19 protein-coding genes and 1 pseudogene are annotated in these 15,076 nt (G+C 40.8%); 18 read left to right on the top strand and 2 right to left on the bottom strand.

The genetic code is table 11. From position 1 onward, the window contains the following. Positions 1-833, bottom strand: an 833-nt coding sequence (locus BM097_RS15075) for a transposase (protein ID WP_143085006.1), incomplete at its 3' end; no start/stop codon positions are given. A 515-nt stretch (positions 834-1,348) separates the two neighbouring features. On the opposite strand from BM097_RS15075, the gene BM097_RS15080 reads away from it, so the two are divergent. The 18 genes from BM097_RS15080 (at position 1,349) to BM097_RS15165 (ending at position 14,540) form a co-directional block, all read left to right on the top strand. Then, the gene (locus BM097_RS15080) at positions 1,349-1,717 is read left to right on the top strand and encodes a YjcQ family protein (RefSeq protein WP_090552263.1); all 369 of its coding nucleotides are present in this window, start codon (positions 1,349-1,351) and stop codon (positions 1,715-1,717) included. Positions 1,718-1,825: 108 nt separating this feature from the next. After that, entirely contained in the window at positions 1,826-2,320 is a 495-nt protein-coding gene (locus tag BM097_RS15085; RefSeq protein WP_090552267.1) for a capsid assembly scaffolding protein Gp46 family protein, read from the top strand. Positions 2,321-2,333: 13 nt separating this feature from the next. Next, entirely contained in the window at positions 2,334-3,209 is an 876-nt protein-coding gene (locus BM097_RS15090; RefSeq protein WP_090552270.1) for a phage major capsid protein, read from the top strand. A 4-nt stretch (positions 3,210-3,213) separates the two neighbouring features. Beyond that, complete coding sequence (locus BM097_RS15095) at positions 3,214-3,414, top strand: hypothetical protein (RefSeq protein WP_090552273.1); 201 nt, start codon at positions 3,214-3,216, stop codon at positions 3,412-3,414. A 3-nt stretch (positions 3,415-3,417) separates the two neighbouring features. Then, positions 3,418-3,798, top strand: a complete 381-nt coding sequence (locus BM097_RS15100) for a Gp19/Gp15/Gp42 family protein (RefSeq protein WP_090552276.1) — start codon at positions 3,418-3,420, stop codon at positions 3,796-3,798. Further along, positions 3,785-4,117 carry a hypothetical protein gene (locus BM097_RS15105; RefSeq protein ID WP_090552279.1) on the top strand — a complete coding sequence of 111 codons (333 nt, stop codon included), beginning with the start codon at positions 3,785-3,787 and terminating at the stop codon, positions 4,115-4,117. Before BM097_RS15100 ends, BM097_RS15105 begins: the two co-directional genes overlap by 14 nt. Continuing rightward, positions 4,110-4,346 carry a hypothetical protein gene (locus BM097_RS15110; protein ID WP_090552282.1) on the top strand — a complete coding sequence of 79 codons (237 nt, stop codon included), beginning with the start codon at positions 4,110-4,112 and terminating at the stop codon, positions 4,344-4,346. The genes BM097_RS15105 and BM097_RS15110 overlap by 8 nt, the downstream gene beginning before the upstream one ends. Before the next feature lie 9 nt (positions 4,347-4,355). Continuing rightward, positions 4,356-4,718, top strand: a complete 363-nt coding sequence (locus BM097_RS15115) for a hypothetical protein (protein ID WP_207647038.1) — start codon at positions 4,356-4,358, stop codon at positions 4,716-4,718. A gap of 16 nt (positions 4,719-4,734) precedes the next feature. Next, positions 4,735-5,286: a phage tail tube protein gene (locus tag BM097_RS15120; RefSeq protein ID WP_090552285.1), complete on the top strand. Its 552-nt coding sequence runs from the start codon at positions 4,735-4,737 to the stop codon at positions 5,284-5,286. A gap of 13 nt (positions 5,287-5,299) precedes the next feature. Beyond that, complete coding sequence (locus tag BM097_RS15125) at positions 5,300-5,608, top strand: hypothetical protein (RefSeq protein WP_090552288.1); 309 nt, start codon at positions 5,300-5,302, stop codon at positions 5,606-5,608. Between the two features lie 11 nt (positions 5,609-5,619). After that, positions 5,620-5,973 (top strand): hypothetical protein, encoded by a 354-nt coding sequence (locus BM097_RS15130; RefSeq protein WP_090552292.1) that lies wholly within the window; start codon positions 5,620-5,622, stop codon positions 5,971-5,973. Between the two features lies 1 nt (position 5,974). Further along, positions 5,975-7,630, top strand: coding sequence for a phage tail protein (locus tag BM097_RS15135; RefSeq protein ID WP_090552295.1), 1,656 nt, complete (start codon positions 5,975-5,977; stop codon positions 7,628-7,630). Positions 7,631-7,638: 8 nt separating this feature from the next. Beyond that, entirely contained in the window at positions 7,639-8,520 is an 882-nt protein-coding gene (locus BM097_RS15140; RefSeq protein WP_177197485.1) for a phage distal tail protein, read from the top strand. Continuing rightward, complete coding sequence (locus tag BM097_RS15145) at positions 8,521-9,600, top strand: Gp37-like protein (RefSeq protein WP_090552302.1); 1,080 nt, start codon at positions 8,521-8,523, stop codon at positions 9,598-9,600. An 18-nt stretch (positions 9,601-9,618) separates the two neighbouring features. Next, a complete protein-coding gene (locus tag BM097_RS15150) occupies positions 9,619-11,043 on the top strand; it encodes a hypothetical protein (protein ID WP_090552305.1) in 1,425 nt (474 codons plus the stop codon). A gap of 15 nt (positions 11,044-11,058) precedes the next feature. Further along, positions 11,059-13,083, top strand: coding sequence for a metallophosphoesterase family protein (locus BM097_RS15155; protein ID WP_090552309.1), 2,025 nt, complete (start codon positions 11,059-11,061; stop codon positions 13,081-13,083). Between the two features lie 84 nt (positions 13,084-13,167). Next, complete coding sequence (locus tag BM097_RS15160; RefSeq protein WP_090552313.1) at positions 13,168-13,983, top strand: GH25 family lysozyme; 816 nt, start codon at positions 13,168-13,170, stop codon at positions 13,981-13,983. Between the two features lie 11 nt (positions 13,984-13,994). Beyond that, complete coding sequence (locus BM097_RS15165) at positions 13,995-14,540, top strand: phage holin family protein (RefSeq protein ID WP_242944734.1); 546 nt, start codon at positions 13,995-13,997, stop codon at positions 14,538-14,540. 353 nt (positions 14,541-14,893) lie between these two features. Here BM097_RS15165 and BM097_RS16450 read toward each other — a convergent pair. Further along, positions 14,894-15,076, bottom strand: a pseudogene (locus BM097_RS16450) (IS4 family transposase); the annotation flags it as partial.

Here is a 15,076-nt window from a genome sequence, read left to right on the forward strand (position 1 = left end):
CCTTTGAAAGTTCTGCTGTCATGCTCATTGCCAGGATTAACATCGAAGCCTAAAATCCACCCATTCTTATCACAGGCAGTTTCAATTCCATATGCAAAGACATGCTTGTGCTCACCTTTTCTAAACCATCCACTTTCTGGATCGGTAGTGCTACACTTGATTGTTTTACCATCCAATGGAACATCATCAGTGTAGTCTTCAAACTTGTCATTCCCACTTGATGAACCAGATGAGTGGTCATCATCGTCTTTATCTTTCAATGGCTTTTTTCCATGAGCAGCTCTGTCGGATGTTATTTCTTTTCTTAACATCTCTTCATAAAACAATGCTTCTTGCTGAGCGATTCTTCTTTGCATCTTTTTATTGTTAGCTCTTGCTTTTACATGAGTTGCATCAACGAAAATTTCTGTTGGGTCAACAAGTTTAAAGCGATAGCATTCTTCCAAGATGTGCTGAAAGATTTGTTCAAATAAATCCGTACCTTCAAATCTTCTTGAATAGTTCTTTCCAAAGGTCGAAAAATGAGGAACCTTGTCATAGAGTTCTAGACCTAAGAACCATCTAAAAGCAACATTCACCTCAATCTCTTTTATAGTCTGGCGCATGCTTTTTATTCCGTATAAATATTGAATCAATGGGATTTTGATGAGAGTAACAGGGTCAATACTTGGTCGCCCCTGATCTGGAGAATATTTATCTCTGACCAAATCATAAATAAAAGACCAATCAATAGCTTTATCTATAATTCTTAAAAGATGATCTTGAGGAACCAAGTCATCAGTACATACAAATTCAATCTGTTTTCTAGCCTTCTCGTTTTGTTCTGTAATCATTATTCTAACCCCTTATTTTGATAGTATTATTATACCAAAAAAGAGGTGAAAAAGCTTGTAAAATCAAGGCTTCTTTAGACTTTAGAAGGACTAAAAATGAAAGAACTGGAGTCTGCCGACTCCAGTTCCTCCTTATAAAAAAAGAAAAGGTCGCGGCGAAAGCCGCGACACTTTGTCTACACTCTGAGCACTTACCTAGGTAAGTGCTTTTATTATGCAATTTTGCACCGGTGCAAAAAAGGAGATGAAAGTGAAAAAATATAGAATAGGCAGAGACGTAACCATCAATAGAGGTCAATGCTTCATAATACCCACAATCAGGATAATTTGGAGAGATTGCCACTATCCGCCATGGATTAAGACATTCGACATCCAGTTTCACTGGTTACAATTTAGTGCAAGAATTAAGTGGATTGAAAATGATACAAGGTAAAAAATGATGCTATTAAGCACTAGGAATAACCCTAGTGCTTTTATTATGCGCAAAATTGCGACGTCGCAAACGGGAGGTACATATGGCTAGAGATGATTATAACGTGATAGTTTTCAAGATATTGGTTTACTTGTATGCCGTCATGAAAAACAACAGGATATTCAATCAAAAAGAGTTTGATAAAGCCATAGGCAGAAAAGATATTAATGAGGAATATCTTTTGAGGGTGTATAAGTTGATGGAGGATGAGGGCCTAATAAAAAATGCATTATTCGCAGAAGTTTGGGGAAATGATTTAATAGCTTTATTTGAAGAAAAAGATTTAATCATTACAGCTCAGGGCATTCGATATCTTGAAGATAACGATAAAATGAAAGAGGTAGGTCAATTCCTCAAGCAAAAGGTTGACACTATAATAAAGTTAGCCCTTGAAATTGGATTAATATTTTAAAATTGATGCTACTAAGCACTAGGAACAACCCTAGTGCTTTTATTATGCATAAAATTGGCAACTCGTGCCAATAAAACGAGGAGAACACACTCATAGGAGGAAAAAGTTATGCCAGATAATAACGGCGGAACAAACACTGGTGCAAGTGGTGAAGGCACACAGGGAAATGAAACACCAAAGACATTCACACAGGAGCAGGTAGATAGCATGATTGAAGCTAGGCTCAAGCGTGAAAAGGAAAAGTACAGCGATTATGAGGATTTAAAGACTAAGGCTGAGAAGTATGACGCATCTCAGGACAGCAGAGATGCAGTTACAAAGCTTACCGATCAGGTCAACAGTCTTCAGGCTGAACTCACAGCCAAGAATGAAGCGGAGAAGCTTCGCGGCATTCGCGAAAAGGTCGCAAAGGAAAAGAAGGTTCCTGTCGAGTTATTGACAGCTACCACAGAGGATGATTGCGCTGCACAGGCCGACAGCATCCTTGCATTTGCAAAGCCAACCGGAGATTATCCAGAGGTAAAAGATGGTGGCGAAAGCAGAGGCGCAGGCAAAGGCTCTACTAGTGAACAGTTCGCTAAGTGGGCTAGTAACTTAATTTAGGAGGAAAAAATAAATGCCAGGTGTACAGACAAACCGAAGCAATGTAGATTTACCTTCGGACATTGCAAAAGAGATTATTCAGAAGGTACAGGAAAATTCAGCAGTCATGAGACTTGCTAGAGAAATTAAGCTACCAGGAGGCGGTACAACAATCCCTGTTATCGTAGGAGATGTTGAGGCTTCATGGGGCGGAGAGACAGAGCGTATTGCAGTTTCCAACCCAGAGCTTGCAAAGAAGAAAATGCAGGCATACAAGCTTAGCGTAATCGTTCCATTCTCGAATGAGTTCCAGCGTGACCTAACAACCCTTTACGATGAGCTTGTTAGACGTTTACCAGGTGCTCTTGCAAAGAAATTTGATGCAACTGTATTTGGTAACGTAACAGCTCCAGGAGAGAACTTTGATACATTTGCAGCAGCAACAGCTCAGGACATTGGAACAAACGCATACGATGGACTTGTTGCAGCAGATGCTGATATTGCAGGCCATGATGGTATAACAAGTGGCTATGTTATTGCACCAAAGGGTAAGAGTATCCTCTTACTATCAAAGGATACAACAGGTAGACCTATTTTCATTAACAGCGTTGCTGAAGGTGCTGTTCCAATGATCCTTGGCGCTCCTACATATCAGTCAAAGGGCGCTTACAAGAAGGGCACAGGCAACACACCATCAACAGTAGGTATTGCCGGAGATTGGACTCAGGCTCTTTACGGAACTGTTGAAGGAGTAAAGATTAGCATCTCTAAAGAGGCTACTCTTAAGGTAGACGAGAACACAGAGATTAACCTCTGGCAGCAGGACATGTTCGCTGTTAAGGCTGAAATTGAGGTCGGATTCCGCGCTGACACTCATTGCTTCAACCGCTTAACAGCAGCAGAGGGCTAAGATCATGGTCGAATTCATCCACTCATTAACAGGTTCTAAGATGTTAGTAGCGGAAGATAGAGTTGAGGAATACAAGGCGGCTGGCCACAAGCTGGCCGCTAAAAACTCTAAGGCTAACAAGAAGGAGTCTGCTAAAGAAACTAAGGCTCAGACAGAAGAATCGAATGAGCCTGCTGAGGAAGCAGAGGAAAATACAGAGGAGTAAGATATGTCAACTTATGCTATTAATGGTGATATCGAAGATAGATTAGGGCGAACATTAAGCGATACAGAAGGGGTAACATGTCAGTCACTTTTAGAAGAGGCGGCAGTGATTATTGATGGTATCAATGAAGATGCCACTTCCGAGACGAAGAAGCTTGTATCAATCCGTATGGTATCACGAGCTATTGGATGCAGCAGCGACGGTGTTCCCATGGGAGCAACACAAGGCTCTATGGCAGCTTTAGGCTATTCTCAGAGCTGGACAATGAGCGGCGGCACAACCGGTGAGTTGTATATATCAAAGATTGAAAGACAGATGTTAGGGCAAAAACTCAAAATAGGTTTTTCAAGCCCTCTAGAGGATTTAGTCAATGATAAAAGGTGAAACTGTAACTTTAATTCAAAAAAGAGTAGTTGGAACAAACGATTTTGATGAACCATTAACCGTTTGCGACGTCGCAAATGTAGAGGATGTTTTAGTCGGACAGCCAACAAGTGATCAGGCGATTGAAGACCTCAATCTATATGGTAAGCGTATAGCTTACGTATTAGGAATCCCAAAGGGAGATACACATAACTGGAAGGATTGCGAGGTCATCATCAGAGGACAGCGCTTTAAGAGCTATGGTTTTCCTTTAACACAGACCGAGGCAAATGTGCCAGGTAAGTGGAATACACAAGTAAAGGTGGAAGCTTATGAGTGAAGTGCAAATTGAGCTAAGTGATGAAGGAATACAGGAACTGCTAAAATCAGAAGAAGTTCAGAATTTTCTTGACCAACAGGCTGATGATATTATTGGCCGTTGCGAAGGAAATTACGAAAAGGATGCTCGTGTTGGTAAGACGAGAGCAAATGTCTCAATCAAAACAACCGATGAGCATACTTGGAGAAAAAATCTGAATGATAATGAGCTTCTAAAAGCATTGCGCTAAGGAGAGGATATGATTATTGAATTAATTGTAAAGATATATCTAGAAGAAAAATTAGATGTACCTGTATTTCTCACGAAACCTACCGACCAAAGCGTAAAGGATTATTGCTTGATTGAAAAAACTGGTGGATCTCCTAGAGAGAACTTCCTTAATCAGTCTACAATCATAATTCAAAGCTATGGTGAAACAATGCAAGACGCAGCCACACTCAATGAATTTGTTAAGGATGAAATGCAGGGCAATGGCATTGATAAGTTTGGCATAGCAAGTGAAACAGAGATAAGTAGCTGCAAGTGTAATACTGATTACAATTTCACTGACAAGACTAAAAAAGAATATCGCTACCAAGCGGTATTTGATATGTATTATTAGAAAGGAGCATTGAAGAATGGATGCTACAAAAGTAAGTACTGGCAAGCCACAGGTCGCAGGATGCTTATTTAGAGCACCTATCGGTACAGCAGTGCCAACAGATGCCACAACAGTACTTCCACAGGCATATATAGAGCTGGGCTACGTCTCAAACGATGGCCTTACCAACTCTTACAAAATGTCTTCAGAGTCAATTAAGGCTTGGGGAGGTGTTGAGGTTAATTCTCAGCAGACAGAAAAGACAGACGGCTTTAAGTTTAAGCTTATCGAGACATTAAACACAAACGTTCTCAAGACTGTATACGGAGAAAATCATGTATCAGAGGCAGAAGGAGCTATTGCGGTACATGTGTCTTATGAAGAGTCGGTAGAATACGTTTGGGTAGTCGAAATGCTGCTTAAGGGAAATCGAAAGAAGAGAATTGTTATCCCAGATGCTAAAATTGCTGAGATTGGAGATATTGTCTACAAGGATAACGAAGTAACAGGCTACGACTTAAGCATAGCCGCATTCCCTGATGCAGATGGATTCTCGCATCATGAATACATTTCGGCGGCGACAGAATAAGAAGGAGTGAATTATGATTATATCAGGAGTTACCCCAAGCGGGTTCAAATACGCTATTCCAGAAGAGAGATTCTCGGATTGGAGAACTATTAAGGCACTCTCTAAATTAGCAGAATATGAAGATATGAGCGAGGATAATCCAGAAGATATTCCTCGCTTTATTAATACCATGGGAAAGATAGAGGAATTGCTATTTAAGGATGGCGGCGAAAAGCTGGAAAAACATATCCTTAAAGAGCACGATGGCTATATTGCTCCTCAGGTTTTATTCCAGGATTTAATCGCAATCTTTAAAGCACACAAGCAAACAAAAAACTCCTGATCCTCAGCCACATGCTATACATTGATGAGGATGCGGTCATTTGTGATTTAGCTGAAACATATAATGTATACGATATGGAGTCGCTACCTGCCATTAGGGTGGCGACTTTGGTATGTGGTCTGAGGAATGATTCACGCATCAAGCTTAAACTGTCAGGTGTTAACTATGATATAAACACGATACTTCTTGCGATGCTTTTGGACCGGTATTCAGCGGTACATTTTAATCAATCTCAAGATTCATTACTGACACCTAAACTGTTAGGTAAAGAAAAAGAAACAGAAACAGATATCATTTCATTTGTTTCTGTGGATGATTATAAAAAAGCAATGCAAGAATTTAATTCAAAGCACATGGAGGAATAAAATGGCAACAGAGATTGCAAAAGCATATGTGCAGTTGGTTCCTTCTGCTAAGGGATTTAAAGGTGGCATCAAAAGCGCAATTGGTGGCGATGTATCTAGTGCAGGCGAAGAAGCTGGTGGTACTTATGGCACTGCTATGATTGGCAAACTCAAGGGTATGATAGCGGCCGCAGGAATTGGAGCTATAGTAAAGCAGGCTTTTGATGCTGGCGGTGATTTGCAGCAGAGCTTCGGCGGTCTCGATACATTGTACGAGGATGCCAGCAGTAGTGCTAAAAAGTACGCAAGAGATGCTGTTGCCGCCGGTATATCCATGAATGATTACGCCGAACAGGCTGTATCTTTTGGAGCTGCACTCAAGCAGAGCTTGGGCGGCGACGTTAAAGCAGCGGCGGAAGCGGCAAACACAGCTATATTAGATATGGCTGATAACAGTGCCAAAATGGGCACTCCATTGGAACAGATTCAAAGTGCATACCAAGGCTTTGCCAAAGGCCAGTATATGCTTTTGGATAATCTGAAGCTCGGGTACGGAGGCACCAAAGGAGAGATGGAAAGACTTCTTAAGGATGCCGAAAAGCTCCACGAGGAGACCACTGGTGAGGTAACTCACTATGATATCAATAATCTTGGCGATGTGTACGCGGCAATTCATGACGTGCAGGATAATCTTGGATTGACGGGAGTTGCGGCGCATGAAGCCGAGACCACACTTACTGGTTCATTTCAGGCGATGCAAGCGAGTGTAACTAACCTATTGGCAGATTTAACGACAGGTGCAAGTCCTGAACAGATTGCAGCTGATATTAGTACTCTCTTTGAGCAAGGCTTCAACTTTGCCGCCAAGAACTTAATTCCAATGGCAGGAAGCATTATTACATCCTTGCCGGATGTAATAACAAATGTGATTCAGAGTGCTACAGATTTAGTAAAACAATTAGCTGACGATCCGTCAGCCATGATTGATGTAGCTGTAAATACTATTATTAATTTAGCAGAAGCGCTCTTAACAAATTTGCCATACTTGATAGAGGCGGTACTACAGCTCGTTTTCGAGATGGATAAAGCACTTATTAGTTATGATTGGCTAGAAGCTGCAAAAAAGTTAATCGGGGCACTGGCCAAAGGATTATTAATAGCAATACCACTTCTTATCAAAACGGTAGTAACGCTTGTAAAGAGTGTGCATGACAAATTCGTAAATGCGGATTGGAATGGCACTGGCGCTAATATTATCCAAGGAATATTGGCGGGACTAAAAAAGGCAGCTCATCTCATTTGGGAATACATGAAAGAACTGGCCAATAGTTGTCTTGATGCTATTAAGGATGCCTTGGAAATACATTCACCATCGAGAAAGTTCAGAGACGAAGTGGGTCGATGGATACCAGAAGGCATTGGTGTTGGTATTAGAATGTACAATGAATCAGCACTTGAGCCAATGGATGAGTTAAGTAAGAATCTTGTATCTAAATTAGATATTGATGATTTGGATATAGAACCACGCGACAATGGACCTTCAACTGGAGGATTCAACTATAATCAGACAGTCAATATTCAAACTACTGATAACAGTGCCGATGAAATGGCGCGTAAAATCAGACTAGAGTCAATGTATGGGCTTATGATTGATGAGCCTACATGGGAGCCGGCATAGGAGAGAATATGAGTAATTTATTAATACAGATTTATAGAATGTCAGATAATGCTAAATTCGAAGCTGGCGAAGGACTCGATTGGGTGATTAGCAAGGACGGCCTAAGTGGTTTTGGAGGTTTCCAAAGCGACTTAGGCTTTGTTGATTCAGCTAATAGAGACGGCGGAGATATAGTATCAGAACACCTTGGCAAAAAGGATAGAACAGTCACATTTACTTATCGACCATCTAACGGTCATGATCTGGCAAGGAGAAACGTCCTTGCTTTTTTTACAGCCAAAGAAAGATATAAGTTATGTGTTAAATGGGGATTGAATGATGTATTTTCAATCGGAAAAATCGAGAAGCTATCTTGTCCCGAAAGCCACTTGAAACACGGAGCGCTTAAGCTCACAATTACATTTCTGTTTGCAAACCCATATTGGTCCAGCATTGATGATTTTGGAAAAAATATAGCTGCCTTACGCGGGATGGCTGGATTTCCATATATGTGTTCAATCACTCCAAATACTCCACGAGGCAGAGCAGGTGGCATTTTCAATTTTGCTCAGCTTGTCACGCTTAATAATAGCGGAGATGTAGATACGTATTGCAAGATATCCATAAGTGCAACAGATGAAGTAATCAATCCGAAGATACTCATCAATGGAGAGTACGTGCGTGTGATTGATACCATGCAACGAAACGATGTTATCGAAATGGATTTTATCGCTCAGCCGCCTAGAATCACCAAAAATGGAGTGAATTACGTCGGCCATTGCGACAGGACCAGCAATTTCACAAACATGGTTTTAAAGCGCGGGGATAACACTATTCAGTATGATGCCGATAACGGTAGCAGCCATTTAAATGTTACAGTTTACTACAACAAACAGTATGGAGCAATTTAAATGAAAACAATTGAGCTGATTGGGTTAGACGCCCAATTTAACATGGTAGATTATATCGCTTATACGAATTTGCAGTGGCGGCGCAAATGGTATGAAAGCGGCACCTTTTCAGTGCAGATTCCTGCTCGAACATACAACCCCGCGGTCAAGTACCTGTATACAAAAGACCGCCCAGAGGTTGGGGAAATAACCCAAGTTAACTATATCGCAGGAAACGAAGGATACGTATTTGCGTTAAGTGGCTACTTCCTGGAAGAGCAATTGAACGAGCGTTGCGTATATCCAAAGGGCGAAGGAAATATTTTAAACGCCCCATCCTGGGTGAACCAAAGTGGCAAAGCAGAAGATGTAGCAATTGAGTTTTTTAGAGCCTTTAAAGATGTTCAAGTGGAAGGAAAATCAGCAATACTGGATATCGCAGTAGGCACTTCTAAACACCGAGGCAAACACGCAGAACATGAACGTATCAAAGCTAGACTAGGCGATAAAATCCATACGATTTTAAAGCCTAGCGAAATGAGCTACAAGATACTTTATGATTTTGTTTCTAATACAAGGACATTTGCACCGGTGCAAGGGCGCAATCTGACAGCTAGCCATGAGATAGAGGATAATCCGGTCACATTTTCTACAGCATTTGGAAACTTGAAGAATCCAAACATCAAACTGGATACGGGAAACTATCGCAATAGCTACATAGCATCTAACACTTATAGTAATGACAATATCGACCATACAGATATACAGGCGGCAATCAATGCGGCAGGCGGTGAACGAGCGCGCTTTCTTTACGTGGATGAATCACTGAGAAAGAGCGATTATTCTATATCGAGTGATTACATAGACGCTATGCATGCAGCAGCCAAAGAAGAACTAAGCAAACATGTTAAAGAAGCAGCATTCGATTTTGAGGCAATACCAGGCTCTTACGTATACATGGAAGATTTTGATTTGGGAGATAAATGTTCTCTCGAAGTTCCTGAAATCCAACTATCCAAGGATGCTGTTTTGATTGAATGTACTGAAGTAATTAAAAAAGGTACACACACATTATCGATGAAATTCGATACAGATAATTAATAACGGAAGGATAAAAAGATGAAAGCATATCCAATAGATTCACACGTTACTTTTGATGAAGATGGTATCCCTGAGTATGACAGAGCTATCACATCAGAGCCATTGCGTAAGCTTATCAAGTCACTTTTTAAAACAGGGATAGATCCTACGGTAACAGCTAATCTACAAGTTGCGGCAGGAGAAGGAATGGAAGTAGTTGTTCGCCCTGGCTTCGCCGTGGTGGATGGCTGCATGGCTCTCGAAGAAGATATGAGAACACTTGTAGTACAGGCATCTTCTAATATGTATGATCGCATAGACACAGTCGTGCTTCGACTTGATGATAACGACCCAGTTAGAGATTGCGATTTACACATAGTAGAAGGAGTACCTAGCAGTAATCCTGTACGTCCTGATCTAACACGTTCAGGCTCTATATACGAGATAGGGCTTGCGGATATATTTGTTGGGAAGAATTCCGAAAGAATACTCACATCCAAGATAGTAGATACTCGTTATGAGAATGCCAGATGTGGAGTGATGAGTTCAATATCAGAGTTCAATACCGCAATGCTTAACCAACAGATGAATGCATGGAGTGCTGAAGCTAGAGCTGAATTTGAACAATGGATAAACGAGATAAAAGACATTCTCGATGCTAATGCAGCAGGGCATTTGCAGGAAGAGATAGATAGCCTTCAAAGTGAAATAACAAAGAGTAATCAAGCAATTAAAGAGTTAAAGGACAAAACATCGCATATTGACAAACATCAATTTGCGCTAAAAGCCAGTGAAGCTACATTTGGTTCAGCATACGTAGAGCAAATATCTCTAGATCAACCTTACACGGGTTACACCGAAGATAGTTATATCTCGGATTCTATATATCACTCTGGAGTGTGGATAGGCAGACAGGCCACAATGACTAGCGGAGATGTTGTTGGAGCGGACAACATTAGCGGTGTTGGTCTTAGCATATATAATTGTCAGTCGCATATGTACACAAGCCGCAAATCAGAAGATATGATATTCGCTGTTGGCTTACCTGACAGCAGGCTAACCAGATTCAACAAGGTGGATTTGGCCACACATCTGATAGATGAGCAAATCCGAAGAAATCATCAAGCTGGTTTAGCGGGAATACTCGACGACGTTGATACCGACGTGACAATACATCTTGACTGCTACGCCACATATCTTCTCACATGCACAGCTCACAACATATCGGACAAAAAGGTGTACGGCGCAACAGCTCGACTAGTAATTGTCGGTGGAGATGACAAGATTGTTAACGTCGATGGCGAGCTTGTTAATGCATACGGTTCATTAGCTCCAACACTGCTAAGCCTAAGCCAAACACAGAATGCACCGTGCACTATAACAGCGAAGGTTAACAATATGCTTGAGCTGGTCAATCCTAGCGCTGCTAGATTAGTTCGCTATAGCTTAATAAGAATAATGTAAAGAAAGGAGAACAACATGAAAAGTGGAGAAACAGGAGTAGTAATACTCGAACATGACATTGAAATGTCAAATGTATCCGAGATTATTATCACACTTTCGTCAGTGGCTGGAGAAATTGAGAAGAGGCTATCACAGAAGGAAGTTGAGATTAAGCCAAACAATAAAATCTTAATTCCATTGAGCCAGGATGATACCATTCGACTTAGTAGAAAAACTGATACAGAAGTTAAAGTTGAAGGACAGATTGTATTTGACGACAATCCACCAACGGTTTGCAAGACTGAGATAGTTTCATTCAGATTAGAGGCCACTCTGAACACAGAGCATGTTCCAGGAGCTAATGGAATAGAGGGGCAGTACAATGCAATCTCTATAAGATGCCATGCTGGTGTTATATATGCCAATGTGAATCCTGAAAACGTCGAAGCACTTGTGAATGAGAAAGTTTCCGAAGCATTTGAAAATGGTGAGATTATTGCTGGTGCTGACGGTAAGGATGGAAAAGATGGTGTTGATGGCTCAGATGGCAAATCAGCTTATGAGCTTGCTGTGGAAAATGGATTCAGTGGAACAGTTGAAGAGTGGCTGAATTCACTTAAGGGTAAAGATGGTACAAATGGCAAGGATGGAAAAGATGGAAAAGACGGAGTGGATGGAACCGGTACGGCAGCTCCAGATTATCCAACCTATGCAAAAACAGAAATGGAAAGTGTGTTGTTAGAGCTGCAGCAGTATTACAACATCGATAATCCTATAGTTATCGGCTTCAGCACAGATCAGCATGTCAACTCACCTACTAAAGAGAATGAGATTATCCCTCAGTTACGTACCATGAGGGATTTGACAAAGTTATTTCCATTCAACATCTGTGTGTTAGGTGGTGATAGCTACAATTCGTCAGATGTAGCTGATATGTCAAGTGGTGTTCAGCGTGTAACTAATGCTCTTGATGGGGCTAACTGCCCCGTATTCCATCTTGTGGGCAACCATGATGGCAAGCAAGATATACAGACCATATCTTCTAGTGCAGTATTCATGGCGCATAGGACTAATCCATTTAAGGATAAAGTGGCTAACACAATAGATAGTTCTACCAACTGTTATTACGATGATAACAGTGTTAATGTCCGTTTCATTATGCTTTGTTCGCAAGGCCTAAACGGATACGGCATTGAAAAGACAAAGGCTTTTCTATCAAATGCACTTGCAACATTACCACAAGGTTATGAAGCTATAATCTTCTCACATCACCCACTAGGTGATTTAACTGATGACAAGTCAACTCGTGTGAATGATTGGAACGAGCCTTTAGGGTGGGGAAATATCGTTAATCCTTATGCTGATAAGATTATCTGTTGTATTAACGGTCATGTTCACGCAGATAAGAACGAAATTAAAGATGGTATCTTGTATCTGTCTACTACTTGTGCGGGCAATTCAGAATTAAATGACGGTAGCACAAGAACCTTTGGCACTGCTGATTTTACCGCGTATGACGTATTCGTGATTGATAGAGCTACTTACACTATCCATGCGGTACGTTATGGCAATGGTAACAATAGAGATATAAGCTATTACACGGAGCCTGTTGTGTCTTATACAAATGTAATACCACTATCACAGGACGCTGAGGGTAATGTCTACAATTCCGTTGGTTACAAAGCCAATACTAGACTTAATACAACTGCCGAGGAAAGAACCAAAGAGGGTTGCGGAGTTACAGGATTCATTCCTGTTAAATCAGGTGATGTAATTAGATTGAAGAATGTTCAGCTCTATGATGGTGATACTGACCATGACTACTTAGGATTCTTCGACACAAGCCATGCAATTGTATACCACGTATATGCAAAATTATACAATGGTGTAGCTATAGACCCAACTACTAAAGTGACATTACCTAATATAGAATATGCTGAGGATAGTAACAACTACATCACTCAGTTTACGGTGCCCGACAATGCCAGCATCGCTTATATGAGAATATCTGCTAACGGTGTTAATGAAGACGCAATAATTACAGTAAACGAACCTTTATAACATGGTGAGAGAGTTAGTAATGGCTCTCTCAATTTAGCACACAGGAGGGGATAACCTCTCCTGTGATAACAAAGGAGGTAAGATATGAAATATGGAATAGATGTAGCTCAATGGCAGGGGAACATTGATTGGAGCAAAGTAAAAAAGGATTTTGCAATCCTAAAAGTAACCAAAAAAGATAATACAATCGAGCCAAAGTTTCTTGTTAATTATAAAGGAGCAACAGCAAACGGCATTCCCGTTGGAGTATACCGATATGTGTATGCAAAAAATACAACACAGGCAAAAGTCGAGGCGGATGCAATTGTAAAAGTATTATTAGGGTTGCAGATTACTTGCGGTGTATGGCTTGATATGGAAGATTCTAGCATTAAGTCATTAGGAAAAAACAACCTTACTAACATCATTAATGTGATGGCAAATACACTAAAGGCTAGCGGATTAAAGGTTGGTATCTATTGCAACCGTGATTGGTTCCTAAACGTGCTAGATGGTTCAAGGCTGGCTAAGACATATCCATTTTGGATAGCACGTTATCCGTTACGTGATACGGGTGCATTCAATCCAAATTCAACCATTAGCCCTAAAGCATACGCCAAAGCATGGCAGTATTCACAGAAGGGCAAAGTCAACGGAATAAAGGACGATGTTGACATGGATGTACTATTTGATGATGCGTTAATTGGAGCAGTTCCCGTAAATGACGCATACTATCCAAAGTATACAGGCAATAGCACTTCGATAGTATCAGCACTTGCGGCGGTCGGTGAAAAAGACACATCAAAGGCGCACCGAACCAAGCTCGCCAAAGCAAATGGCATCACAAACTACACAGGTACAGCGGTGCAGAATATAGAGCTCGTTAATAAGTTAAAGAAGGGACAGCTAAAGAGAGCATAACAAAGGAGGTTATGAAAAAAATGAATAATATGAGCGTTACCAGAACACTAATCGCGTATTTTTCCCAGCCCAAAGAGAAGGTTGGGATATTTTTTGCAATTTTAGCAGAAATTTTTGCTTCATTGTTTGGCGGCTGGGATGTATTCCTAACTACATTGATTATCTGTATGATATTTGATTACATATCAGGTCTTGCAGTTGCAGCTAAGGGTAAATCAAAAAAGACAGTGACGGGACGGCTTAGTTCGAGTGCCTGTTGGGATGGCCTTTTGAAAAAGGGACTCACGTTAATGATTGTATTAGTGGCCTGTAGATTAGACATGATAGCGGAGCAGCTGGGCTGTGAATCTTTGGTTAATATAAGAATAGTTGTTATTGGATTTTACATAGGAACTGAAGCCTTGTCATTAATGGAAAACTACCTGGCAATAGGCGGAGACCGAATTCCATATGTATTAAAAAAGGCGTTGGAAACATTACTCGATCAGGGCGGTGATGATAATGATGTCCCAAACAGGGGAGAGGAGCATGGAGGAAGTGTGGACCACAGACATTGAAGAAGGAGCCAGTGAACGCGAATGGGACGATTGATTCGCCCCTAGAGTGCCCCTTTTTAATGATTGCATAAGGGGCAGATGTGGGATAACCTTTGAAAATATGCTATATTTTGAAAAAAAGTTACATTCCTGTCACCCGCATTAATCTCACATACAGTTGTATGTGAGATTTCAGAGTGTAGACAAAGTGTCGCGGCTTTCCGCCCAATGTCATTAAGTTAACATTGCGGTGGAGGCTACGATGAAGAAAACGAGATTGAAGTGATATGCTTCAATCTCGTTTTTTCCTTTTTTAGACATTAAAAGAAGACAGATTGTATATCTGCCTAAATAACATTTTTAACTTTTCATTTTTATGCTACTCTATATAAGAAACCTCTAAAGATTCTTGCTGACTGGTATCTTTCACGATGTCGGTCTGGTCTAATGGGTACAAGATTTCTTGATATGATGGTTTCTAAATCAGGTGGAGATGTAATACCGCGGTAAAACTTTTTGCACATGTGAGCAGCAACTGAAAAGTTGGCTTTATATGT

It is taken from the genome of Pseudobutyrivibrio sp. OR37 (assembly GCF_900113655.1).
Lineage (GTDB): Bacteria > Bacillota > Clostridia > Lachnospirales > Lachnospiraceae > Pseudobutyrivibrio.

Coding starts and splice junctions, on each gene's coding strand:
- BM097_RS15080 (WP_090552263.1), top strand. CDS start 1,349: ATGGCTAGAGATGATTATAACGTGATAGTTTTCAAGATATTGGTTTAC.
- BM097_RS15085 (WP_090552267.1), top strand. CDS start 1,826: ATGCCAGATAATAACGGCGGAACAAACACTGGTGCAAGTGGTGAAGGC.
- BM097_RS15090 (WP_090552270.1), top strand. CDS start 2,334: ATGCCAGGTGTACAGACAAACCGAAGCAATGTAGATTTACCTTCGGAC.
- BM097_RS15095 (WP_090552273.1), top strand. CDS start 3,214: ATGGTCGAATTCATCCACTCATTAACAGGTTCTAAGATGTTAGTAGCG.
- BM097_RS15100 (WP_090552276.1), top strand. CDS start 3,418: ATGTCAACTTATGCTATTAATGGTGATATCGAAGATAGATTAGGGCGA.
- BM097_RS15105 (WP_090552279.1), top strand. CDS start 3,785: ATGATAAAAGGTGAAACTGTAACTTTAATTCAAAAAAGAGTAGTTGGA.
- BM097_RS15110 (WP_090552282.1), top strand. CDS start 4,110: ATGAGTGAAGTGCAAATTGAGCTAAGTGATGAAGGAATACAGGAACTG.
- BM097_RS15115 (WP_207647038.1), top strand. CDS start 4,356: ATGATTATTGAATTAATTGTAAAGATATATCTAGAAGAAAAATTAGAT.
- BM097_RS15120 (WP_090552285.1), top strand. CDS start 4,735: ATGGATGCTACAAAAGTAAGTACTGGCAAGCCACAGGTCGCAGGATGC.
- BM097_RS15125 (WP_090552288.1), top strand. CDS start 5,300: ATGATTATATCAGGAGTTACCCCAAGCGGGTTCAAATACGCTATTCCA.
- BM097_RS15130 (WP_090552292.1), top strand. CDS start 5,620: ATGCTATACATTGATGAGGATGCGGTCATTTGTGATTTAGCTGAAACA.
- BM097_RS15135 (WP_090552295.1), top strand. CDS start 5,975: ATGGCAACAGAGATTGCAAAAGCATATGTGCAGTTGGTTCCTTCTGCT.
- BM097_RS15140 (WP_177197485.1), top strand. CDS start 7,639: ATGAGTAATTTATTAATACAGATTTATAGAATGTCAGATAATGCTAAA.
- BM097_RS15145 (WP_090552302.1), top strand. CDS start 8,521: ATGAAAACAATTGAGCTGATTGGGTTAGACGCCCAATTTAACATGGTA.
- BM097_RS15150 (WP_090552305.1), top strand. CDS start 9,619: ATGAAAGCATATCCAATAGATTCACACGTTACTTTTGATGAAGATGGT.
- BM097_RS15155 (WP_090552309.1), top strand. CDS start 11,059: ATGAAAAGTGGAGAAACAGGAGTAGTAATACTCGAACATGACATTGAA.
- BM097_RS15160 (WP_090552313.1), top strand. CDS start 13,168: ATGAAATATGGAATAGATGTAGCTCAATGGCAGGGGAACATTGATTGG.
- BM097_RS15165 (WP_242944734.1), top strand. CDS start 13,995: ATGAAAAAAATGAATAATATGAGCGTTACCAGAACACTAATCGCGTAT.